The following is a 21,943-nucleotide window of genomic DNA, read 5'->3' on the forward strand; positions in this document are numbered from 1 at the left end:
AAGCGCCGGCCTTTAAATCACCCAGGGAGGATTCTTATGAATTTCACACGACGCAATCTCTTGGCCGGCGCCGGCGCGGCGGCGGCTTCCGCCTGTTTGGCCCGCGCCGCCGGTGCCCAGTCGTTTCCGTTCACGCCCAACCAGCGCTACCCCGACCCCGCCGTTCAGATCCTCGATCCGAGCTTTGGAAAATACCGGCTCTATTCCTCGACAGTCGAGCAGGTCGCAACCGGCATGCGCTGGGCCGAAGGCCCGGCCTATTTCCCCGAAGGCGGTTATCTGCTGTTCTCGGACATTCCCAACAACCGGATCATGAAGTTCGACGAGAAGACCGGACAGACCAGCGTGTTCCGCGCCAATGCCAACTACGCCAATGGCAATGCGCGCGACCGCCAGGGCCGCCTCGTCAGCTGCGAGCACTCCGTCACCCGCCGCATCACCCGTACCGAGAAGGACGGCAAGATCACCGTGCTGGCCGACAAGTTCGAGGGCAAGCGGCTGAATGCGCCGAACGACATCGTGGTGAAATCCGACGACAGCATCTGGTTCACCGACCCGCTGTTCGGCATCAACGGCGAGTGGGAGGGCAAGAAGGAGAAGGCCGAGCAGGCCACCACCAACGTTTACCGCATCGCCAAGGACGGCAAGCTCACCGCCGTCCTCACCGACCTCGTCAATCCGAACGGCCTCGCCTTCTCGCCGGACGAGAAGAAGCTCTACATCGTCGAGTGGAAGGGGACGCCCAATCGCAGCATCTGGAGCTACAATGTCGGCGACGACGGCAGCCTCAGCGGCAAGGCCAAGCTGATCGACGCCGCCGACCAGGCCTCGCTCGACGGTTTTCGCGTCGATCGCGACGGCAATCTCTGGTGCGGCTGGGGCTCCAACGGCGCGCTGCAGTCCGAGCCGACCGAAATCGCCGGCCGCAAGGCGTTTCAGCTCAAGGGCAAGTCCGAAGATCTCGACGGCGTGATGGTGTTCAACCCGGACGGCAAGCCGCTCGCCTTCATCAAGCTGCCCGAACGCTGCGCCAACCTCTGCTTCGGCGGTCCCAAGAACAACCGCCTGTATATGGCAAGCAGCCACTCGGTGTACGCGCTGTACGTGGAGGCGCACGGGGCGGTGTGAGGCGGCTTGTGCCTCACACCCGATGTCGTCCCGGCGAAGGCCGGGACCCATAACCCCAGGGACTAGTTTGGTGAAGGCCAGTAGTTAAGAGGTCTTCCGCGGTACCCACACCGTGCTTCACCGATAATCACGCGGTATGGGTCCCGGCCTTCGCCGGGACGACGCGGAGGGTGTGGTTACACCCCAGCTTCCGCCATCCCCGCCGCCCACAGTGCGAACCCATACACGATCGCGACTTCATCCAGCCGGTTGAAGCGTCCCGAGGCGCCGCCGTGGCCGGCGCCCATGTTGGTTCGGAGCAACACCGGGCCGCCGCCGCTCATGGTCGCGCGCAGGCGCGCGATCCACTTGGCGGGCTCCCAGTAAGTGACGCGGGGATCAGTAAGCCCGCCCATCGCGAGGATCGCGGGATAGTCTTTCGCCGCGACGTTGTCATAGGGCGAGTAGGACAGGATCGTTCGAAAATCCTTCTCGCTCTCGATCGGGTTGCCCCATTCCGGCCATTCCGGCGGCGTCAGCGGCAGCGTGTCGTCGAGCATGGTGTTGAGCACGTCGACGAACGGCACCTCGGCGACGATGCCGGCGAACAATTCGCCGGCGCGGTTGGCGACCGCGCCCATCAGCATGCCGCCGGCCGAGCCGCCATGGCCGATGATGCGCTTGGCGCTGGTGTAGTTCGCATCGATCAGCGCGCGGGCGCTGGCTGAGAAGTCGTCGAACGAGTTCGTCTTCTTCTCGCGCTTGCCGTCGAGATACCAGCCCCAGCCCTTGTCGGCGCCGCCGCGGATATGGGCGATGGCGTAGACGAAGCCGCGATCGACCAGCGACAGGCGGTTGGCGTTGAACGAGGCCGGCATCGCCATGCCGTAGGAGCCATAGCCGTAGAGCAGCAGCGGCGCCGCGCCGTCGAGCTTGAGCCCGCGGCGATAGAGGATCGAGACCGGCACCTCGGCGCCGTCATGCGCCTTTGCCATGATGCGCGTGGTGACGTAGTCGCTCGCATTGTGGCCCGACGGGATCTCCTGCCGCTTGCGCAAGGTGCGCGTCCGCTTGACCATGTCGTAGTCATAGACTTCCGACGGCGTCGTCATCGACGAGTAGGCGAAGCGCAGATTCGTCGTCTCGAATTCGTAAGAGCCCATCGTGTCGAGCGAATAAGCTGCCTCGTCGAAGGCGATCGCGTGCTCGTCCCTGGTCGCGAGATCGCGGATCACGATGGAGGGCAACGCATTGGCGCGCTCCAGCCGCACCAGATGGCCGGCATAGAGATCGAGGTCGATGATGTAGATGCCGGGGCGATACGGGATCAGATCGCGCCAGTTCTTGCGCTCGGGTGAGCTGAGCGGTGCGGTGACGATCTTGAAATCGATGGCCTCATCGGCATTGGTGAGAATGAAGAGCTCGTCGCCGCGGTCGGCGAGCGAATATTGCACGCCTTCCTCGCGCGCCGCGACAAGGCGCGGCGGCGCCTCGGGGCTAGCGAGATCGATCAGCCGCTGCTCCGAGGTCTCGTGATCGCCGCCTGCGATCACGCAGAAGCGGCCGCTGGTGCTCTCGTGCAGATGGGTGAACCAGCCGGAGTCCTGCTCCTCGTAAACCAGCGTGTCGTCGGCTTGCCCAGTGCCGAGCTTGTGCCGCCAGACCTGCATTGGTCGGTGATTGTCGTCGAGCTTCACGTAGAAGAACGACGTCGCATCCTTGCTCCAGACCACGCCGCCGTCGGTTTCCTCGACGACGTCGTCAAGATCCGTTCCGGTCGCCCAGTCGCGTACGCGGATGGAGAAATATTCGGAGCCCTTGGTGTCGGCGCTCCAGGCCTGCAGCTTGTGGTCATTCGAGTGCCGGCTGCCGCCGAATTTGAAATAAGTGTGGTCCTTGGCGAGCGCATCGCCGTCGAGCACGATATGGCCCTCGCCGCCATCGCGCGGCATGCGGCCGAACAGCTCATGCTGGCCGCCTTCGCGAAATTTGCGGAAATAGGCGAAGGGACCATCCGGCGAGGGCACGCTGGAATCGTCCTCCTTGATCCGCCCCCGCATCTCGCGCACCAGCGTCTTCTGCAGGGTTGCGGTATGGCCGAGCAGGCTCTCGGTGTAGCCATTCTCTTCGTCGAGATATTTGCGGATGTCGGGATCGAGCACCGCGGGGTCGCGCAGCACCTCCTGCCATTTCTCGTCCTTCAGCCAGGCATAGTCGTCGGTCACGGTGATCCCGTGCCGCGTGAAGGAATGCGGCCGGCGCGGGGCGACGGGGGCCTGGGCAGGCGTTTTGGCTTGTGTCACTCGATCCTCGTTCAGATGCGTCCTGCCATATATCGTCCCGATTCCACGAATTGCCAGCGCCACTGCGCCAAGGACCGCGCCAAGTCGCCGGGTTGTTGATCCGTCCCTTCTATGCTTAGGCTCCCTATCCCCGCCGCCGGTCCAGCCTGATGCTGTTCAATTCCTACCCGTTCATCCTGCTGTTCCTGCCGGCTGCGCTGGCCGGCTATTTCTGGCTCGGGCGACGCAGCAATCTCGTCCCGGTGATCTGGCTGGCGGCGGCCTCGCTCACCTTCTACGCCATCGGCAACTGGCAGTTCCTGGCCCTGTTGCTGATATCGATCGCCTTCAACTATGGCGTCGGCCACCTCCTCATCGTGGCGAAGCTTGCCCCGTCGCAACGAAAGGCGGCGCTTGCCCTCGGCGTCGCCGGCGATCTCCTGGTGCTCGGCATCTTCAAATACGCCGGCTTCGTTGCCGATAACATCAACGCGCTCGCCGGGACGCAATTCGCGGTCCACATCCTGCTGCCGGTCGGCATCTCCTTCTACACCTTCACCCAGATCGCGTTCCTGGTCGATGCTTATCGCGGCCAGGTCGCGGCCTATGCGCTGCCGCATTACGCGCTGTTCGTGACATACTTTCCGCATCTGATCGCGGGGCCGATCCTTCACCACAAGGACATGATCCCGCAATTCGAACGCGAGGAAACCAAGCATCCGCATGCTCATCTGATCCTGTGCGGCCTCATCATCTTCGCGATCGGCCTGTTCAAGAAGACCTGTCTCGCCGACGGCATCCAGCCGCTGGTCGCGCTCGCCTTCGAGGCACGGTCGCCGAGCTTCGACCAGGCGTGGCTTGGCGCGCTCGCCTACACGTTCCAGCTTTATTTCGATTTCTCCGGCTATTCCGACATGGCGATCGGGATATCGCTGATGTTTGGCATTTTCCTGCCGGTCAATTTCAACTCGCCCTACAAGGCCGCCAGCATCGTCGAGTTCTGGCGGCGCTGGCACATGACGCTGTCGCAGTTCCTGCGCGACTATCTCTACATCCCGCTCGGGGGTAACAGGCGCGGCCGCGTGCTCCGCTATGTCAATCTGATGATCACGATGCTGCTCGGCGGGCTCTGGCATGGCGCGGCGTGGACGTTTGTCGTCTGGGGCGCGCTGCACGGCGCCTATCTCTGCGTCAACCATGCCTTCAACGCGCTGGTGCCTGAGATTCCGACGCTCCTTGCGCGCCCGGTCCGGATCGCCGGGGCCGTGCTGACCTTCCTAGCCGTCGTCGTCGCCTGGGTGTTTTTCCGCGCCGAGCGGATCGACTGGGCGCTGCGGGTTCTCCAGGCCATGGCCGAGCCCTCGAACATCGTCTTCGGCCGCGAGGAGATCGCCGCGCTGGTGCAGGTCACGATCTATGCTGCGGTGGTGTGGCTGGCGCCGAACACGCAGGGAATCATGGGATACGATCACGCCAATCGCAGGGTCGGCGACGGCCTGATGGCCGGACGGATGCGGCCGCTGGTGCTCTACGGTGCGTCGCTGGTGCTTGCGTTCGGGATCTTGGGCATCCAGAGCCACAGCGAATTCATCTATTTCCGGTTCTGATGCGAGGCGCGTTCACACATCCAGGGCGTCTTCTCCTCGCGAGCATCGCATGCGTGCTGGGGGCGGCTGCGCTCACCTACATCATCGATCCCCTGCAACTGTTTCGGCCGTCGCGTGTCGTCGCGCCGTTTTATTCCGACGACACGCGCGTGCAGAACGCCGGGCTGATCCGCAGCCAGTCGTTCAACACCGCGTTCATGGGCACCTCGCTCGCGATCCATTTCCGTCAGAGCGACATCGACCATGCGCTCGGCGTTCACTCGCTCAAGCTGGCGATGACCGGGTCCAATTCGCGCCAGCAGGGTTTTGTGCTGGAGCAGGCCATCGACCGCGGCGCAAAGCGCGTGATCTGGGCGATGGACGATTTCATCTTCGTCGATGCGGCCGACATCGAGTCCGATCCCTTTCTGTCCGTCGACCTCTATCGTGGGCCGGCCAAGGGCATCGCGTCCTATCTGCTCAGTGCGGCGATGGCGAAGGAATCCCTGTTCGCACTGCTGCGGTCGGTTCCGCCGCTGCGGCAGTCGCTGACCCGGGCGGCGCCGTATCTCCCGGTCAAGTTTGCGCTGTCCGACGTCGACGACATCTACGCGCTACCGCGGGATTTCGACGTTGCGCGGGGTTACAACGCGGAGAAGACGCTTGCGGCCTTCGCCTACATCACAAGTCCTGTGCGCAGCCGCTTTCTCGGCGAAGGCTATCGTTACGACGCCATGGTGAGGCATTTCGAGCAAGACGTCGTCGGCCTGATCGCGCGCCATCCGGACGTGACCTTCGACATCTACTTCCCGCCCTATTCGATCCTGCAATTCGTCGCGATGCGCGATGCCTCGCCTGCGACGCTGAAGATCGTCACCGACCTCACCGCTGTCACTGCGCAACGCCTGACGCAGCTTCCCAATGTGCGCCTGTACGATTTCCGGGCGATCAAGGACGTGACGCACGACCTCGACAATTACGGCGACGTCATCCACCATTCGCCGGTCGTTGACGCGAAGGTGCTGTCGTGGCTGGCGCGTGGAGAGTATCGCGTCGATCCGAAGGCGCCGCTTGCGTCACTGGATGAGCTGAAAGCGCAGGTCGCGGCGTATCGAGTGGAGCGCTGATCTTTCCCTCTCCCCTTGTGGGAGAGGGTGGGCTCGCCGCGTAGCGGCGAGACGGGTGAGGGGTCTCTCTCCGCGAGTCTGGTAGTTGCGAGTGCGGAAACAACCCCTCATCCGGCGCTTCGCGCCACCTTCTCCCACAAGGGGAGAAGGAAGAGATGCGAAGCCGCGCTACACCGCCACCTCTTCGCCGAGATACGCAACCGCCGCTTCGAGTCCGCCCTTGCCGTGCGGAATCTTCAGCGCGTTCAGCCCGACCTCGATCACTCCCAACGTGCCGAGCAGCATCGGGGCATTCACATGGCCCATATGGGCGATGCGGAAGGCTTGTCCCGAGAGATCGCCGATGCCGGTGCCGAGCACCACGCCGCACTTCTCCTTGCAATAGCGTTGCAGGATTGCAGGATCGTGGCCGTTGCTCATGGTCACCGTGGTCACGGTATTGGAGCGTTCGCTGGCTTCCGCGACGTTGAAGCCGAGCACCTGGCCTTCCGACCATGCGCCGACCGCGCGGCGTGCGGCCTCGCCGAGCAGGCTGTGGCGGCGGAACGCGTTCTCCAGCCCCTCTTCGTGCAGGAGGTCGATGGCCTGGCGCAGCGCGAACAACAGATGCACCGGCGCGGTGCCGGCATATTTGCGATAGTGCTCGGTGCCCTCGCGCTCGCTCCAGCTCCAATAGGGCGTCGACATGTTGGCCTTCTTCTGCACCTCGAGCGCGCGCGCGTTGGCGGCGACGAAGCCGAGGCCGGGCGGCGTCATCAGGCCTTTCTGCGAGCCTGACATCGCGACGTCGATGCCCCATTTGTCCATCTCGAACGGCATGCAGCCGAGGGAGGCGACAGTGTCGACCATGTACAGCGCCGGATGGCCGCTCGCCTTGATCGACTTGCCGATCGCCTCGATGTCGTTCTGCACGCCCGAGGCCGTATCGACCTGGACGACGACGACCGCCTTGATGGTGTGCTCCTTGTCGCGGCGCAGGCGCTCCTCGACCTCGTGCGGCCGTACCGCGCGGCGCCAGTCGCCCTTGAGCACCTCAACCTCGGCGCCCATTAGCGCCGCCGCATGGCCCCAGCCGATCGCGAAGCGTCCGCTCTCCAGCACCAGCACCTTGTCACCCCGCGACAGCACGTTACTCAGCGCCGCTTCCCAGGCGCCGTGGCCGTTGGCGATGTAGATGTAGGACTTGCCCTTGGTCGCAAACAGGTTCGAGATATCGCGGAGCAGGCTCTCGGTCAGATCGGTCATTTGTTTGGAGTAGATGTCGATCGCCGGGCGATGCATCGCCTGCAGCACCTCGTCGGGCATCGTGGTGGGCCCGGGGATGGCCAGAAATTCCCGGCCCGCGCGAACGGTCATTGCTATTGGTCCTTGTTGCCTGAGAACGGCTCGGTGGGTCGCTGATTCACACTTCTACGCGGCGCCGAGCCCTGAGAAAAGCGCGTAAAACGCAGGTCTGAGGCTCTTATCTCCTGGTCTCGCGGCAGCCGGCGGCTTCGGCGTCCTCGACCGAGCAGAACCAGCGGGTGCCCTTGCTGATCTTCATCTTGATCTGGGTGTACCAGCGGCTGTTCGGCTGATGATAGATGCACTCGCCGGCGCTGTTGACGTTGCCCTTGATGGTGCAGTCCGGCGACGGCGCAACCGGTCCCGAGGCCGAGGCGAGCAGCACCGAATGCGTGCCGTCGGGCGGCTTGGTGGCGCCCAATATCGTCGTCTTCTTGTTGCGCACGCGCCAGTCCCAGGGCGCGATGAAGGCGCCCTGCCACATCCCGGCTTTGGCCTCCCGCGCGGCAGCCTCATCGGGTTCGTAGTCGCGAGAGACGCGGGTGTAGGCCAGTGCCCAGCCGCTCCGCACCAGCCATTTCTGGATGTCCTCGCCGCCGACATCGCAGCGCGCCACGGTGCGGCCGCGCCGGTCGATCGATCTTGCATGGCAGACCCAGTTCTTGCCCTCAGTGTATTTGGCGAGTTCGTCGCGCGCCGCGATCCCGCAGGTCCAGCGCTCGCCCTTGGTATTGAGGCAGAGCTGGTCGGACGACGGCGCGTCGATGCCGCCGAGCCGGATCCTTGTGTTGCCAATCAGGATGGAATCGCCGTCGCGGACCTTTGCCGTGCCGGTGATGTCGGCTGCCTCAGCCGGCGATGGCAAGCCGGGCAAGGACAAGGCCAGCAGTGACAGCGCAATCAGGAATTTTCGCAACATGCCGGTCCGCGTGTGAGGAAATTGCGATAGACGCCGCAATTGTGGTCGGCTTTTGTCCGCCCGGCCAGCGTTTGCCTGACAGATGGGCTTTCAACTTCCCGTCATCATGGAGCGAATAGCGAGTGCGGAATGACGAATAGAATGTGATAGCCCCATTCGCTACTCGCCATTCACCATTCGCCTGCGCGCCACCGCCAGCCCCATCAGCACGAACGCGGACGTGACCTCCGGACCGCCCACCAGAATTCGCGTCGGCGTCTTCATCTTGTTCCATTCATAGGCGCGGAACGGGCCGCGGCGGCCGCCTTCGCCCAGGCTCGCGACGATCACGTTCAGCGCCGGTGCAAAGGCGCGCGGGTCGGCGCCGAGATGGCCGAGCGCAATCAGCGCCAATGCCGCGTCGAACACGTTCATTTCGGCGGCCATCAGCTCGCCCTGGACGTAGGAGAGCACGCGGTGACGGATGAAATCGAAATCGCCGTCGGGATCGATCGCGGCTTGCGCCGCCAGCGGCAGCGCCAGGAACGCGGCGTAGCAGCGGCCGAAATAGGCGCTGTAGAGCTCCGGCAGATAATAGATGTGCGAGCGCGGATTGGCGAAGGCGCCGCTTGCGGCCAGCCGCTTCTGGAAGCCGATGATGCGATGCACGGTGGCGAGCCGCGCCGGCGTCTCCAATACTTCCCAGCGCGCGAGGTTGCGAAAGCTGACCTCGAGAATGTCGAGATTGAGCGTCGGATCGAGATCGTTGCCATAGGGCCGCTCGCCCTTGAGGTTGTCGATCCAGGTCGCGACCCCGCCTTCATAGTCGATATTGTCGTTGATCGGCACGGTCACGCGCGGCTCGTTGACGCCGGCGCGCACCTGGTAGCCGGCGTAGAAATCCAGCAGCGGCTGGTCGAGGATCGGATCGGTGCAGCCGGCCTGCGTTGCCGCCGAGATCGAGCACGCCGTGGTGTCGCAATCCGGCACGTAGACGCCGAAACCGAGGTCCTGCTTGATCTGGGCGAAGTAGCGGGAGAAGCGCGGATGCGGCGCGGGCGCGAGCGCGGTGATGACGTTGAACCGCGCCCCGTCGATGCCCTCCACTTGCTCGCGGCTGCTGTTGACGCAGAAGTCGACCATGTCCGCGACCGCGCGGTCCGCCGCAACCTTGTCGGCGGACGAGGCGAGCCCGGTCTCGACGTAACTCAGCAGCGCCTCGATGAAGAACGCGTCGTAATAGGCCGAGCGGTGGCGGATCTGCACCGGCTCCCACATCGGTTCGGCAATGCCGGTCCAGGGCGGATTGACGACTGCGCGCGCCGGCGATCGCGCGATGAAGACGCGGGCGAGGTTGAACAGCAGCGAGGAGTTCTTGTAGCCGCGCGCGTTGAGTCCCGTGAGCGCCATGGTCAGCTCGCGCCCGCGGAAATCAGGATCGCCGATCAGGTTGAACGCGGCGTAGGTCGGCAGGAAGCCATTTTTGCGGTAAGAGCCGAGCAGATGCTGCGCGCAGTCGCGGATCACGGCGTCGATCTGCGATTGTTGCGGCATGGCGCCGGTGAACACAGCCGGCGGCGGCTTGGGATGATCCAGCGCGATGCTGTCGACGAGATCGGCGACGGGCTGGCCGACCGCCGCCCAATCGGGCTCGACCTCGTCGCGGGCGCGAACCAGCGCCTCGCGCAGCCGGGCCAGTTTGCCTTCATCACGCAGCTCGGGCACGCCCGCGCGTCGCAGCAGCACCCGCAATGCGGGATTGCCGAGCGCGGTCTTGTAGAACTTGGCCAGATGCGGATCGCCGCCGGCTCCAACTGACAATACGGGATCGCAGATGTCGTAAAGCGAGGGGCCGTCCTTCCGCGCCGTCAGCGCCCGGCAGGCGGCGCCGGCAAAATATTGAAAGCTCATGAAATACCTGTGGCGGGAATTTGGCCGGGGGCCGACCGGCACGCTCCCAGCCGCGCGCCACCCCCCGCAAGTCGTTGAAAAAGCTACCCGGATTCGCAGGAAATACAAATGTGATGAGGGTCACAGAAAAGGCCGGCACGAAGTCTGCATTATGGGGCTCCGGAAGGTTACGGAGACGCAAAAAAATCACACATTGGCATGTAAAATTACCAAACATTCCCAGACACTTACATCTAATTTTTGGCGTTCTATTGCCGGGGAGGCGATATCGGGTTAAACCTTTGTTTGGTGCGGCGCCGCAAATTGCGCGCAATTCGGGGGCACACCCCCGGCCAATCCCTCAAACCCAAAGACGCTATCGCGCTACTCAAACAGTGTGCGCGCGCTTGGCCGGTCTTTGGCACAGGAACGAACCGAGATGAATTTAAGGCAGCTCGACCTTTCCCGACGCACGATCGCGGTCGCCGCAGCCCTCATTGGCACGGTGTCGCTCGTGATCGGTGCCCATGCTGCTCTCAACATGCGGGCGCTCGATGCCGCGAAGGCCGTCTCGACCGACCAGGTCACCGGCTCGGTCGGCCAGGCCTCGCGTCTCGCCCTCGTCATCGGCAATGGACATTACCCCGACGCCAATGCGCCGCTGACGCAGTCGATCAACGACGCCCGAGCGCTGTCCTCGTCACTGCGCAAGAACGGCTTTGACGTCGACATGGTGGAAGACGCGACCAGGGACGACATGGTCCGCGCCGTCAATCGCCTGAAGTCCCGGATCAAGCGCGACACCGTCGTCATGCTGTTCTTCGGCGGCTACGGCGTGCAGGCCGGTCGCGAGAGCTACATGCTGCCGGTCGATGCCGTGATCTGGAAGGAAAACGATGTCCGCCGCCAAGGCGTTTCCATCGAGGGCGTGCTCGAGATGATGAAGGAGCAGGGCGCCAAGGCCAAGCTCGTCGTGGTCGATGCCTCCCGCCGCAATCCGTATGAGCGCCGCTTCCGCTCCTACAGCCACGGCCTCGCGCCGATCAGCGCAACGGACAATGCGCTGATCCTCTCTTCGGCCTCGCCCGGCAAGGTCGTCGATGACGGCAAGGGCGAGCACAGCGTGCTGGTCAGCGAGTTCCTCAACAACCTCAATGCGCAGGGCAGCGCCGAGAGCGTCTTCAACAAGACCCGCGTTGCCATCTCGCGTGCCAGCGAAGGCGACCAGGTCCCGTCCGTCTCCTCCTCTCTGCTCGAAGACGTCCATTTCGGCCAAGCCGGCGGCTAGTTTTTCTTAGGCTTTGTAGGGTGGGCAAAGGCGCAACGCGCCGTGCCCACCATCTCTTCAACATTTCGATAGAAGACGTGGGCACGCTTCGCTTTGCCCACCCTACGATAGCGTGTTGTCGCGCACATCCACCCCACGATTACTTCACCGCTTCCGCGGCCATCACCGTGCGCACCGGATCGCCTTCGCGCAACAGCGCGCCGGCGCGGGCGACGACGATATCGCCTTCGTTGAGGCCGTCGCGGACTTCGATATTGCCGCCCGACATCAGTCCGACCTCGACGCGCTTGGTCTCGACGCGGTTGCGGCGGATCACCTGCACGACGGTACCGGCCGAGGAATACTGCACCGAGGTCAGCGGGACCGCGACGTTGCAGCTCTGGCCGGACTTGATCAGCGCACGCCCGCTCGCGTTCAGGAGCAACCGCTTCTGCGAGGAGATGCCGATATAGACCATGCCCTGCTGAATGTTCGGCTCGACCGTCGGTCCGATGCGGCGCACCTTGCCGTCGATATCGCCGGCGCCGGCGATGCGCACGGTCGCCTGCTGGTTGACCGCGAGCTTGCGCATATCGCTGGTCGCGACAAGGCCGACGAGATCGTATTCGCTGCGCGCCACGATCGTGAACAGTGCCTCGCCCTTGGCAGAGGCGAGATTGCCGATCTGCGCGGTCGATGTCGCGATCACGCCCGCCACGGGGGCGGTGACCTGAAGCGTGCCGCCCTCGGGCAGTGCCAGCCGCGCCAGCACCTGGCCTGCGGTGGTGTTCTCGCCGGCTTCCGCCAGCACTTCCGTCACCTTCAGGCCGGGCCGCTCGGGCCGCACGGAGCTTTCCTCGCGGGCGATGATCGTGCCGGTGGCCTCGACGATGTCGGAGAAACAGGATTTTGCGACCTTCAGCACCGTGACTGCCGGCCCCTTGGGCGCGTCGTCATCGGCGGCAGGCGCGGGCTGGGCGGACAGCAACAGCAGTCCGGCGAGCGCAACGAGATGTCTGGAAACAGAACGCGCAGGCAATGAACGCATGGGTCATTCCGGTTGGGGCCTTGACGGCCTCATCGTTAGCAGAAGCGACCGCTGCGAGCCAAGGCCACGTAGGGGCCGGCCGGATGAGAATGCCGCAGCAGCACGGGCGGCGCGATGCCGCCCGTTGAATTAGTCGCCGCACAAGCAAAGAGGTTCGCCGGCCATGACGGCGAGGAGATATCAGCGCCCCCTCACGGCAGGCTCAAGAACTCCACCCAGTTCGGCTTCTTGCCGGTGGCATAGGATTTCAGCTTGGCGAGTGCGCCGCTGCTCTGGTCGATGGCATAGACCGTCATGCTGTCGGAGAGTTCGCCGACCGCGGCGAGGTAGCGCCCTGAAGGATCGATGTGGAAGCCGCGCGGCTGCTTCTCGGTTGGCACGCTGCCGATCGTGGTCAGCTTGCCGCTGGTTGCATCGACCTTGTAGGCGGTGAGCGTGTTGGTGGTGCGCTCGGAGGCGTAGAGGAAACGGCCGTCGGGGGTGATGTGGATGTCGGCGGCCCAGGGCTTCTTATTCGACTCTTTTCCCGAAAACCCTTCCGGCAGCGCGCTGGTGCGCTGGATCTCGTCCCAAGCGCCGCTCTTGGCTTCGTACGTGAACGCCGCGACGTCGCCGTTCAGCTCGTGAAGCAGATAGACGAACTTGCCGTTGGGGTGAAATACGAAATGCCGCGGCCCCGATTTCTCCGGCACCTTGTGAGCCGGCGGATCGCTCGGCGTGAGCGTGCCGGTGGTGGCATCGAACCCGAAGGCCAGCACCTGGTCGGAGCCGAGATTGGTCGCGAACACGAAGCGGTTGTCGGGCGAGGGCAGGAAGGCGTGCGCGTTCAGGCCGGTCGGGATCACCTGCTTCGGCTCGCCCGCGACGCCGTTGGCGAGCAGTGGATTGAGCGCGACCTTGTTGCCGCCATAGGAGGCGCTGAACAGGAATTTGCCGCCCCGGTCAAAGGCGATATTGGCCATGCTGTCGGCGAGCGGCCCGTTGCCGATATGGCTGAGCTGGCCCGTCCTGGGATCGATCGCAAAGCTCACCGCCTGGAACGGCTGCGAGCGGATGCCGGCGATCAGCACGCGGTGGTCGGGCGTGATCGCGATCGGCGTCGAGGAGCCGGGCTTTTCGACTCCGGTGAAGGCGGCCGTCTGCACGGGCGTCATCTCGCCGCTCTCGGCCATCTTGAACACGCTGATGTCGTTGCTGTCGGCGTTGCCGACATAGGCGAAGGTCTCGGCCATGCCGGCGCGGACTCCAGAAATGAGAGTGAGGAAAGCGAGGGTGGTGGCGATCGCAGCGCGAGGCGCGCCGGATGCGATGCGTCGGGTCGGTCCTGACATGGGGTCCTCCTGGAAGCCGGTGCGGCATTTGTCGTTTTGCCGGCGAGGATAGCGGCTGCCGCCCCGTCGCACCAAATTCCAATTGGGATCGATCGATGCCGAAATGGTATCGGTGGAAGGCCTACCGGACCGCCGCTGTGCGGGAGGGCAGATGCGGGCCGGGCGGGTGGTCGGGCGGCCCGAGCACGGTCCACACGATGATCGCGAGCAGCGCGCAGATCAGGGTCGTCCAAGCGACGAGTCGTTTCCGCATCAGGCCAAATCCGTCCGCAATATCAACGTGAATGCCCCGGGGGAGCGTGCCTCTTGATCGTGCACTGCAAACCACGGCGATCCTATGAACTCGTTCACAGGCCAAACGAACCAATGCCGCGCGAACGCATTAAACCGGCATGCCCCGCGAAAACGATCTTGAAGGCAAGCCCGACATGGGCGGCAAGCATGGCGGTCAGGCCGGCGAGCCCAAACGGCCGTCCCGCCCGCACGAAGGCGAGCGCGACGAGGATGTCGTGGCAAAGCGCCACACCGGCCAAACCGATCGCAACTCCGCGCCGACCAAACCGAAATAGCGCTTCCCCCGCGCCGCACTCACACTGGGAACGGCAGGCTCGCCTTGCCGTTGTCCCGACCCCTGGGCGGAGCAGATCGAAACGGAGGCTGGCACGTGTTTTGGATTTATTGGGACACCGCCTGGTCGCTCATCATCAGCGGCATCATGGTGGCTACGATCATCAGCCATCCCGACGCCGAGTTCGTCGAGATCCACGCGGCCAGGCAGGGGAAGTAAGCCCGTCCGGTTCAGCGGCGCGTCGTTGTATGCGGCGCCCGCCCAGGACACGAGAGTTCATACTCAAGTCATGCTGCCGGGCATGAAGCAGCGGATCATGGCGCGGCCGTTGACGAAATACGGCCACACCATGGTGCGGCCGGCGCGGTTCGGTTCTGTGATGACCGTGTCGTCGGGTACCTCGATCCACTCGCCCAAGAGACGGACCCGGTAGTGTCCACTCTTCGTCTCCCAGTCGACGTCGTCGAGGGCGGTGCCGTCGGCGTCGGCACAGCAGGGACCGCCGCCCTTGCTGTGCAGGCCTTCGAACCAGCCCTTGAGGGGAGAGTTTGCGTAGCGACCGTCGTCGCGGGCCTCCACGGATGGGTTGATCAGGGCGGCAACCGCCACGAGAGTGATCATCCTGAGTGCCACGATCGCCATATCGCCTCGCTTGATCTCGCACGTGCGCAAGAGCGCAGACGAGAAGCGCCTGCGCTGCACGTGACGCAATGCTGGCTGGCGCCCGCCGACCGGGTTCCCGCCGTCTCAGCGGGGCGATAACCGCGAGGGTCGATGTTTGATCCTATTTTGAAGGGCGCGAACTCGATGCCAAGAAGATGCCACGAATCCGCGCCCCGCTTCGGCTTTAACCCGGCGAGCGGTCAGTAGTCCCAGAACACCGGGACCCAACGAAAGGCATCGCCGTCGGCGGCCACCCGGCCCACGGACGGGAACGGCAGATGCGTGGCCACCAGCATCTCGCCGGTCTCGGCAAGCTGTCGCAACAGTCGGACACGAACGCGCGCGGCCTCCTCGGGGTCGTGTTCGAACCCGTTGTGCCAGTCAGGTTGCTCGAACCCGACGGCAAACACGGCGTCGCCGGCGAATGTCAGCGCGTCACCGCCGGACGCCATGCGAACCACGCTGTGTCCAGGGGTGTGACCGCCGGTGCGACGGGCGATGACGCCAGGCGCGATCTCGTGCTCGTCATCGAACGGCCGCAGCTGACTGCCGTACTCCTTCACGAACCGCTTGGCGGTCGATCGAAGTGCGTCCGGGAACCCTTCCGGCATGGCCGTGCGGGAGAAATCAGGCGCTTCCCAGAACTTGACCTCGGCGGCCGCGACATGAATCCGCAGGTCCTTGCGCAGCTGCTCCTTCACGCCGTCGACCAGCAGCCCGCCGATATGGTCCATGTGCAAATGAGTCAGCACCAGATCGGTCACGGATGCGAGATCGATCCCGGCAGCCGCCAGTCGCTTGATCAACTGCCCGGCCCGCGGCAAGTGCAGGTTCGGGTCCGAGCCCAGTCCGGCGTCGATGAGGATGGTCTTGCCGCCGCTGCGGACCATGACAGCGTTCAGCGCCCAGTCGAAAGCGTCCTGCGGCAGGAACATGTCGTGCAGCCAGGTCGCCCGGACGGCCGGGTCGACGTTGTGTCCTAGCATCGTGGTCGGCAGCGGCAGCACGCCATCGCTGACCACAAGCACGTCGATGTCGCCGATCTTCACCGCGTAGCGCGACGGTACGAGCTCTTCAGGCCGCGATGTCACGGGATGTGAGGTGTTGTGCAGGTTCATGTTTGTCTCCTGTTTCAAGGTTGAGGCGCTTGGTTGGTCTAACTCTGGCTGGTCCTGGTTGAGCAGGCCGCGCCGCCAGGGAGAGCGCGGCCGTCATCGCTTCGCGCGCTAAAGGCTGGTCACGCGCTCCGGATCGGCCGACGCAAGCGCACCGGGCCGTCCACCGATCGTGTGACGGGCACGATGTGAGTGATGGTCAATCACCGCGCCGTCCAGCCGCCGTCGACGGAGATCGTCGTGCCCGTGATCTGGTCGGCAGCGGCCGAGCACAAGAAAGCGACGGTGCCGCCGAGTTGCTTCGGGGAGGCGAAATCCAGCGACGGCTGTTTCTCGGCGAGAAGCTCTTCGCTCGCTTGCTTCTGGCTGATGCCTTTCTCCGCCGCGATGTCGCTGATCTGTTTCTCCACGAGCGGCGTGCGCACCCAGCCGGGACAGACCGCGTTGCAAGTGACACCGCTTCCGGCGGTTTCAAGGCCTACCACCTTGGTCAGGCCGACGAGGCCATGCTTGGCCGCGACATAGGCTGCCTTGTGGGTGGATGCGACGAGGCCATGTGTGGAGGCGATGTTGACGATGCGCCCCCATCGCTGCTTCTTCATCTGAGGCACGGCTGAAGCGATGCCGTGAAATGCCGCAGACAGGTTGATGTCGAGAATGGCCTTCCACTTGGCGGGCGGAAACTCCTCGATCGGTGCGGTGAACTGGATGCCGGCATTATTGACCAGGATGTCGAGCCGTCCGAAGTTCTTGATCGTCGCCTCGATCATTGCGCGCACGGCCTCACCATCCGACATATCGGCGCCGTCATACGCGACGCGCGCGCCGTCCTCTTGTTCGATGCCACTGCGGATTTTCTCGATCTCGCCCGGGTCGCCAAGGCCGTTCAGGACGATATCGGCGCCGAGCTTGGCCAGCTCTCGTGCGATCCCGAGACCAATGCCGCTGGTCGATCCGGTGACGATCGCTACCTTGCCTTTCAACATGAAAACTTCCTTTCGATGATGGTCGCCTGCGACGTCAATCGCGGCGGTGAATGTCATGGGTGACGATGCCGAGTTCGGAAGGCGGCGGCTCAAGGCGCCGTCCGTCGGCAAGCGTCCGGCGGATGTCGTCCCGTCCACTTTGCCAGTGCGCGCGCATCGCCTTCGGTCCGAACTCGTAGTCCTTGGAGTGGCCCTCGTGGAGCTTGGACTGGTAGATCAGGTGGATGATGTTGTGGGAGCGGTGACGGGCGAGCTCGGCGACGGCGCGCATCTCCGGATCATTCCTTGCGGCCTCCGGCAATCTGTCGATCGTCCGCTGCAGCGCCTGCCGCATCTTCTGTATGCGTAGCGCCTGGTCGGTGACGGCGCGGGTGCGACTGGAATACTGAATCTCCTTCTGTCGGCTCGATACCTCCATCATGTCGTGTGGCACGCGGCCCCGGGCCGACCAGAGATCGATCTGGAACGTCAGCGTGTCTTTCGCATCGCCCGACAGGACGCGAGAGAGAGGCGTGTTGGAGACGACGCCGCCGTCCCAGTAATGCTCGGAGTCGATTTCGACAGCGGGGAATCCGGGCGGCAGCGCGCCCGAAGCCATGAAGTGTTTCGGACCGAGCCGCCGCTCGGCTGTGTCGAAATAGGTGAGATTGCCGGTCCGGACGTTGACCGCGCCGATGCTGACACGCACCTCGCCCGAATTCAGCCGGTCGAAGTCGACGAGCCGTTCCAGCGTTCGTTGCAACGGCGCCGTGTCATAGAAGCTGGTCGCGGCGTCACCCGAGAAGGGCGACCACAAGGGCGAGGGGAAGCGCGGCCTGAAGAAGCCGGGCTGGCCCTGGAACAGCGCGCGCATCGCGGCAAGCGTGTTGTGCAGGGAGTTGAAGTCGAATGCGAAGGGTAGCGCCCCGGCCAGTCCCTCGCCGGCAGGCCATTCCACCGGGGTCGCGCAGATCGTCTCCCAGAACTCGCGCAGCCGCGCGACGCGCTGGTCCTCCGGGGAGCCTGCGATGATAGCGGCGTTCAGCGCACCGATCGAGATGCCCGCCAGCCAGTTGGGCCGGATCCCGGCCTCGTGCAGGCCTTCGTATACGCCTGCCTGATAGGCGCCGAGCGCGCCACCGCCCTGCAGCACCAGCGCAACGACATCGTAGGGCAGCGAATTGATCGGTTGTGCGGAATCGATGTGTTCGCGCGTCACGTTAAACATGGCGACTACTCCTTGCAATGCGACCTGTTCGGTCAGCCGGCGTGTGTTTCGGTCAGGATTTCAGATCCGGCCCCACGCCATTGCGCGACCGCGGGCCGCTCCAGATAGTCGTGCACCACGGTACCGAGTCCGAGCGTCAGGTCGGCAACGACATGCTTGGCCGAAAGCACCTGAAGAACCGGCAGCTCGGCGACCGGTGCGAGCGCGTGGGAGTAGAGGTCGAGCGCGGCGGGTCCCGTCCATGCGCCCTTCACCGTGACGTCTTCGAGATGGAAGCGAACGAGCTCGCAAATGCGCGCCGAGCCGTCGACATGCGGAATGATCTTCAGCAGAAAATTGGGCGCGATGAGCTTGCGTGCTTCGGCGGAAGTATCGAGGGCGCGATGCTTGTAGCCCATGGTGCCGGTGGCGATGCGTACCGAGCCGTAGTCCAGCGTACCGACCAGGGTATCGGTCTCGACGACCAGCTTCGGCTGCGCCAGCTTCTTGGGAAAACCCCACAGCTCGCGGCCGCCGGCGATCGGCGGATGATCGTTGAGGTACATCTGGTGGACGAAGCTGCCGGTCTGGCCGCGGAAGGACACCGGGATGATCTGGCCGCTTTCCGTGTAGTCGCCGAAGCCGGTGGAATCGGGCATACGAATGAATTCGTAATTCACCACAGGCTCGGTCAACTCCAGCGGCTCCGGCACGATCCGGCGCAATGCCTCCAGGTCCGTTCGGTACTGGATGATGAAATATTCGCGGTTGATGAAGCGATAGGGGCCGGGGGGAAAAGCGGGGTTCGTCAGCGGCATGGCGAACGCGACGTTGCGGATCTGCTGGTTCATGGTGTGGGCTCCGAATGGTCTGTCGTGGCGGGCCGCGCCCCGCAGGATCGCGGCCATCAACACGTGATGTGTCTAGAGAGCGGTCACGCGTTCCGGATCCGCAGAAGCAAGCGCAGCGGCGCGCTCCGCCTTTGGCGGATAGATCCAGACGGTGTTGATCTCCCGCTTCGTCTTCTTGGCGACGTCGCCGACCATCTCGACCTTGCGCTCCCAGCCGCGCGTGAACAGCGCGCCGGCTTCGCCGAGATCGAGGCAGGTGACATAGGCCTTCTGGTGATAGGGCCTGGTCGGGACGCCCAGCAGCTCGGCCGCGGCGTTGTTGCCGGCAAAGGCGCCCATCCGCGTGGCGTGCTGACACGACATCAGCGCGTGATTGCCCTCGTCGTCGCAGGCGGCTCGCGCGGCATCGCCGGTGGCGAAGACACCCGCCACACCGGGCACGCGCAGATCGCGGTCCACCAGCAGCCGGCCGAAATTGTCGCGCCCGGCGGGAATCTGCCCGGTCAAAGGCGCCGCACGAATGCCCGCCGCCCAGATCACGGTCTCGGTTTCGATGCGCTCGCCGTCCGACAGCGTGACGCCGGATCCATCGAGCGAGGCGACACCGGCGCCGAGCCGTGTCTCCACGCCGACCTTGCGCAGGGCTTCCTCGATGATGGGGCGGGCGCCTTCCCCCATGTCGGGTGCGATCGCATTGTTGCGCTCGACGATGACGATGCGAGTCCTGGCGTTGGTGCCCAGGATGTCGCGCAGACGCGCCGGCATTTCGGTGGCCGCCTCGATCCCGGTGAAGCCGCCGCCGGCGACGACCACCGTGTCGCGTCCGTTTGCGGCGGGCCGCTTCGCGAGACCATGCAGATGTTTGTCGAGCGCAATTGCATCGTCGATGGTATCGACGCTGAAGCCGTGCTCGGCGAGCCCCGGAATGTTCGGACGGAACAGCCGGCTTCCGGTGGCCACGACGAGGCGATCGTAAGAGAGCTTCTTCCTGGTGCCCTTGGCGGTGGCGATCTCTACCGTTTGTGCTTCGGTGTTGATGGCCTCGGCGCTGCCCTGGACATAGGCGACGTCGATCGCCTTGAGCACATCGAGCAGCGGCGCCGACAGGGTCTCGGGCTTCGGTTCATAGAGCCGCGGGCGAACCACGAGCACAGGCTCGGGAGCAACCAGCGCGATCTCGAGCTGCTCCGGCGAGACGCCCTGGATGTCGCGCAGGCGGGCTGCGGAGAGGGCGGCGTACATGCCGGCGAAGCCGGCGCCAATGATGATGATGCGCATGGGTTTGCTCCTTGTTTGCACTTTTCGAAAGTTCGCAGACGACCGCGTTGCTGCGTTGTGGGCAGCGTCCGGCAGCGGCACGAAGAGGTGAAGTCGATCGCTGGTCTTAAGGCGCCATGCAGCGTTGCAGCGGCGAGCGCGGTGGCACGCTGTGGCCAAGGACGAGCGGCTGAGGCTCCATTGAAGCCCAGCCCTGATAGGGCGGGCCGGCGTCATTTCGGGTCATGATGGAAACCTGCGGATGCGTCAGGTGCATGGAGTACGGTGGAATTTCCACCTCCTCGCCTGTCGCCGACGTGAAGCGAACGGCCAGCGAGAGTCCGTACAAGGTTGCGGTCGCGAGCCTTCGGCGGCGTGACCCAATCAGCCGTTGGCTGACAAAGTTTTTCCAGGTCATCTTTGGTCTCCCTCGATTGGTCTGGACATGGTGATGATGTAGCCGACCCGATTTGCCGATGCCCCAGCGCGATTGCCGTCCCTGTCGAGAGATTGCTGCTAACGCACGCGCCTGCGCCAATCGCTCGGCGTTTCGCCCGTCAGCTTCTTGAATGCCGCCGCGAAGGCGGTCTGCGAGGAATAACCAAGCGCCGCGGCGACCGAGACGATCGAATCGTCGCTCTCCCGCAGCATGTTCATGGCCTGCTCGAGCCGGTGCTGGCGCAGCCATGCATGCGGCGAGAGCCCGGTGCTCTCCTTGAAGGACCGGCAGAAATGGAAGCGCGATAGACCGGCATCGGACGCCAGCGCATCGAGCGAGACGTCCGCTTCGCTGTCGGAGCGCAATCGTTCGATCGCACGGAGGAGGACCTTCGGCGCCAGTCCGCCCATGGTCGGTTGGAACGTGGTCGGCGAGCCTGCGTGCGCAGCCAAAAGACGCGTGGCCAGAAGATTGATCAATTGATGGCGGAATAGCGTATCCAGCGCGCCATTGCCTTCCAGCGCATCGGACGCGCTCAGGAGCAGTCGGGACGTAATGGGATCAGGATGCGCCGTTCGCTCCAGCAGGTCGGCCGGTCCGGCGGTCCCGGCTTCCTCCGCAACGCGCTTCAGGATTGCATCGGGAAGATAGAGTTGAACGACGTCGACAGGCTTCGGAATATCCCATCGCGAGCTCGACCCTTCCGGAATGATGTTCACGACCCCCGGACGAAACGTGCCGATCGCGATCGATTTTCCCGACCGCCGCTCCATGCGCTGCATCACGCCTTTGTGCGCCATGATCACGTGGTGGCGCATGGGCTGGACGACGTCGTGCAGCGCATCATGCTTCCAGTGCGCGATGCCGGCACCGGACGAGTCCAGGGCCATGCGAAACGGTTTGATCCCCAGCACGCGCGCCATCTCCGCGTCGGCAGCGCGCCGCTCGGACGTCGAACTGTCGTCAGGCTGTGCGTCAGGTGCCGGCGGCACGCTCTCGTGCGAGGGATTGCGCATGGGTGCGGTGTTCCCGGTCATGGTGTGGCTCCTCCTGATCAG

Annotated in this window: 21 protein-coding genes; 5 read left to right on the top strand and 16 right to left on the bottom strand. The window is 64.5% G+C overall.

The features are described from left to right. Nucleotides 1–36 precede the first annotated feature (36 nt). Nucleotides 37–1,128 carry an SMP-30/gluconolactonase/LRE family protein gene (locus tag IVA88_RS03810; RefSeq protein ID WP_247495961.1) on the top strand — a complete coding sequence of 364 codons (1,092 nt, stop codon included), beginning with the start codon at nt 37–39 and terminating at the stop codon, nt 1,126–1,128. A gap of 176 nt (nt 1,129–1,304) precedes the next feature. Here the strand turns inward: IVA88_RS03810 and IVA88_RS03815 are convergent, their stop codons facing one another. After that, a complete protein-coding gene (locus IVA88_RS03815) occupies nt 1,305–3,410 on the bottom strand; it encodes a S9 family peptidase (RefSeq protein WP_247495962.1) in 2,106 nt (701 codons plus the stop codon). A 149-nt stretch (nt 3,411–3,559) separates the two neighbouring features. On the opposite strand from IVA88_RS03815, the gene IVA88_RS03820 reads away from it, so the two are divergent. Together IVA88_RS03820 and IVA88_RS03825 are read left to right on the top strand one after the other, a co-directional pair. Next, nucleotides 3,560–4,996: an MBOAT family protein gene (locus tag IVA88_RS03820; protein ID WP_247495963.1), complete on the top strand. Its 1,437-nt coding sequence runs from the start codon at nt 3,560–3,562 to the stop codon at nt 4,994–4,996. Next, nucleotides 4,996–6,102, top strand: coding sequence for a hypothetical protein (locus IVA88_RS03825; protein WP_247495964.1), 1,107 nt, complete (start codon nt 4,996–4,998; stop codon nt 6,100–6,102). The genes IVA88_RS03820 and IVA88_RS03825 overlap by 1 nt, the downstream gene beginning before the upstream one ends. 168 nt (nt 6,103–6,270) lie before the next feature. Here IVA88_RS03825 and IVA88_RS03830 read toward each other — a convergent pair whose 3' ends face one another. From IVA88_RS03830 to IVA88_RS03840, 3 genes are all read right to left on the bottom strand, one after another. Further along, entirely contained in the window at nt 6,271–7,458 is a 1,188-nt protein-coding gene (locus IVA88_RS03830; RefSeq protein ID WP_247495965.1) for an aminotransferase class V-fold PLP-dependent enzyme, read from the bottom strand. Nucleotides 7,459–7,564: 106 nt separating this feature from the next. Beyond that, entirely contained in the window at nt 7,565–8,305 is a 741-nt protein-coding gene (locus IVA88_RS03835) for a thermonuclease family protein (protein ID WP_247495966.1), read from the bottom strand. A gap of 159 nt (nt 8,306–8,464) precedes the next feature. Then, a complete protein-coding gene (locus IVA88_RS03840) occupies nt 8,465–10,195 on the bottom strand; it encodes a hypothetical protein (protein ID WP_247495967.1) in 1,731 nt (576 codons plus the stop codon). Between the two features lie 418 nt (nt 10,196–10,613). On the opposite strand from IVA88_RS03840, the gene IVA88_RS03845 reads away from it, so the two are divergent. Then, nucleotides 10,614–11,462: a caspase family protein gene (locus IVA88_RS03845; protein ID WP_247495968.1), complete on the top strand. Its 849-nt coding sequence runs from the start codon at nt 10,614–10,616 to the stop codon at nt 11,460–11,462. Nucleotides 11,463–11,601: 139 nt separating this feature from the next. On the opposite strand, the gene IVA88_RS03850 is transcribed toward IVA88_RS03845, so the two are convergent. The 4 genes from IVA88_RS03850 to IVA88_RS03860 all read right to left on the bottom strand — a co-directional run bounded on the left by IVA88_RS03850 (nt 11,602) and on the right by IVA88_RS03860 (nt 14,353). Next, a complete protein-coding gene (locus IVA88_RS03850) occupies nt 11,602–12,489 on the bottom strand; it encodes an HlyD family efflux transporter periplasmic adaptor subunit (RefSeq protein WP_247495969.1) in 888 nt (295 codons plus the stop codon). 191 nt (nt 12,490–12,680) lie between these two features. Next, nucleotides 12,681–13,820 (bottom strand): beta-propeller fold lactonase family protein, encoded by a 1,140-nt coding sequence (locus tag IVA88_RS03855; RefSeq protein WP_247495970.1) that lies wholly within the window; start codon nt 13,818–13,820, stop codon nt 12,681–12,683. A 121-nt stretch (nt 13,821–13,941) separates the two neighbouring features. Beyond that, the gene (locus IVA88_RS32395) at nt 13,942–14,073 is read right to left on the bottom strand and encodes a hypothetical protein (RefSeq protein ID WP_256466745.1); all 132 of its coding nucleotides are present in this window, start codon (nt 14,071–14,073) and stop codon (nt 13,942–13,944) included. 94 nt (nt 14,074–14,167) lie between these two features. Continuing rightward, entirely contained in the window at nt 14,168–14,353 is a 186-nt protein-coding gene (locus IVA88_RS03860; protein ID WP_247495971.1) for a hypothetical protein, read from the bottom strand. A gap of 131 nt (nt 14,354–14,484) precedes the next feature. Between IVA88_RS03860 and IVA88_RS32400 the strand changes: the two genes are divergently transcribed. Continuing rightward, the gene (locus IVA88_RS32400) at nt 14,485–14,607 is read left to right on the top strand and encodes a hypothetical protein (protein ID WP_256466747.1); all 123 of its coding nucleotides are present in this window, start codon (nt 14,485–14,487) and stop codon (nt 14,605–14,607) included. Nucleotides 14,608–14,670: 63 nt separating this feature from the next. Here IVA88_RS32400 and IVA88_RS03865 read toward each other — a convergent pair whose 3' ends face one another. The 8 genes from IVA88_RS03865 to IVA88_RS03900 all read right to left on the bottom strand — a co-directional run bounded on the left by IVA88_RS03865 (nt 14,671) and on the right by IVA88_RS03900 (nt 21,922). After that, nucleotides 14,671–15,030: a hypothetical protein gene (locus tag IVA88_RS03865; RefSeq protein WP_247495972.1), complete on the bottom strand. Its 360-nt coding sequence runs from the start codon at nt 15,028–15,030 to the stop codon at nt 14,671–14,673. A 221-nt stretch (nt 15,031–15,251) separates the two neighbouring features. Next, nucleotides 15,252–16,169: an MBL fold metallo-hydrolase gene (locus IVA88_RS03870; RefSeq protein ID WP_247495973.1), complete on the bottom strand. Its 918-nt coding sequence runs from the start codon at nt 16,167–16,169 to the stop codon at nt 15,252–15,254. A 200-nt stretch (nt 16,170–16,369) separates the two neighbouring features. Next, nucleotides 16,370–17,152, bottom strand: a complete 783-nt coding sequence (locus IVA88_RS03875) for a 3-hydroxybutyrate dehydrogenase (protein WP_247495974.1) — start codon at nt 17,150–17,152, stop codon at nt 16,370–16,372. Between the two features lie 34 nt (nt 17,153–17,186). Beyond that, entirely contained in the window at nt 17,187–18,359 is a 1,173-nt protein-coding gene (locus IVA88_RS03880; RefSeq protein ID WP_247495975.1) for a patatin-like phospholipase family protein, read from the bottom strand. 32 nt (nt 18,360–18,391) lie between these two features. Further along, a complete protein-coding gene (locus IVA88_RS03885; protein ID WP_247495976.1) occupies nt 18,392–19,189 on the bottom strand; it encodes an acetoacetate decarboxylase in 798 nt (265 codons plus the stop codon). Nucleotides 19,190–19,261: 72 nt separating this feature from the next. Continuing rightward, entirely contained in the window at nt 19,262–20,467 is a 1,206-nt protein-coding gene (locus IVA88_RS03890; RefSeq protein ID WP_247495977.1) for an NAD(P)/FAD-dependent oxidoreductase, read from the bottom strand. 106 nt (nt 20,468–20,573) lie between these two features. Next, entirely contained in the window at nt 20,574–20,864 is a 291-nt protein-coding gene (locus tag IVA88_RS03895) for a hypothetical protein (protein ID WP_247495978.1), read from the bottom strand. A 98-nt stretch (nt 20,865–20,962) separates the two neighbouring features. Beyond that, nucleotides 20,963–21,922 carry an AraC family transcriptional regulator gene (locus tag IVA88_RS03900; RefSeq protein ID WP_247495979.1) on the bottom strand — a complete coding sequence of 320 codons (960 nt, stop codon included), beginning with the start codon at nt 21,920–21,922 and terminating at the stop codon, nt 20,963–20,965. Between the last annotated feature and the right edge of the window lie 21 nt (nt 21,923–21,943).

Origin of the sequence: Bradyrhizobium sp. 149 (genome assembly GCF_023073915.1) — a bacterium.
Classification (GTDB): Bacteria; Pseudomonadota; Alphaproteobacteria; order Rhizobiales; family Xanthobacteraceae; genus Bradyrhizobium.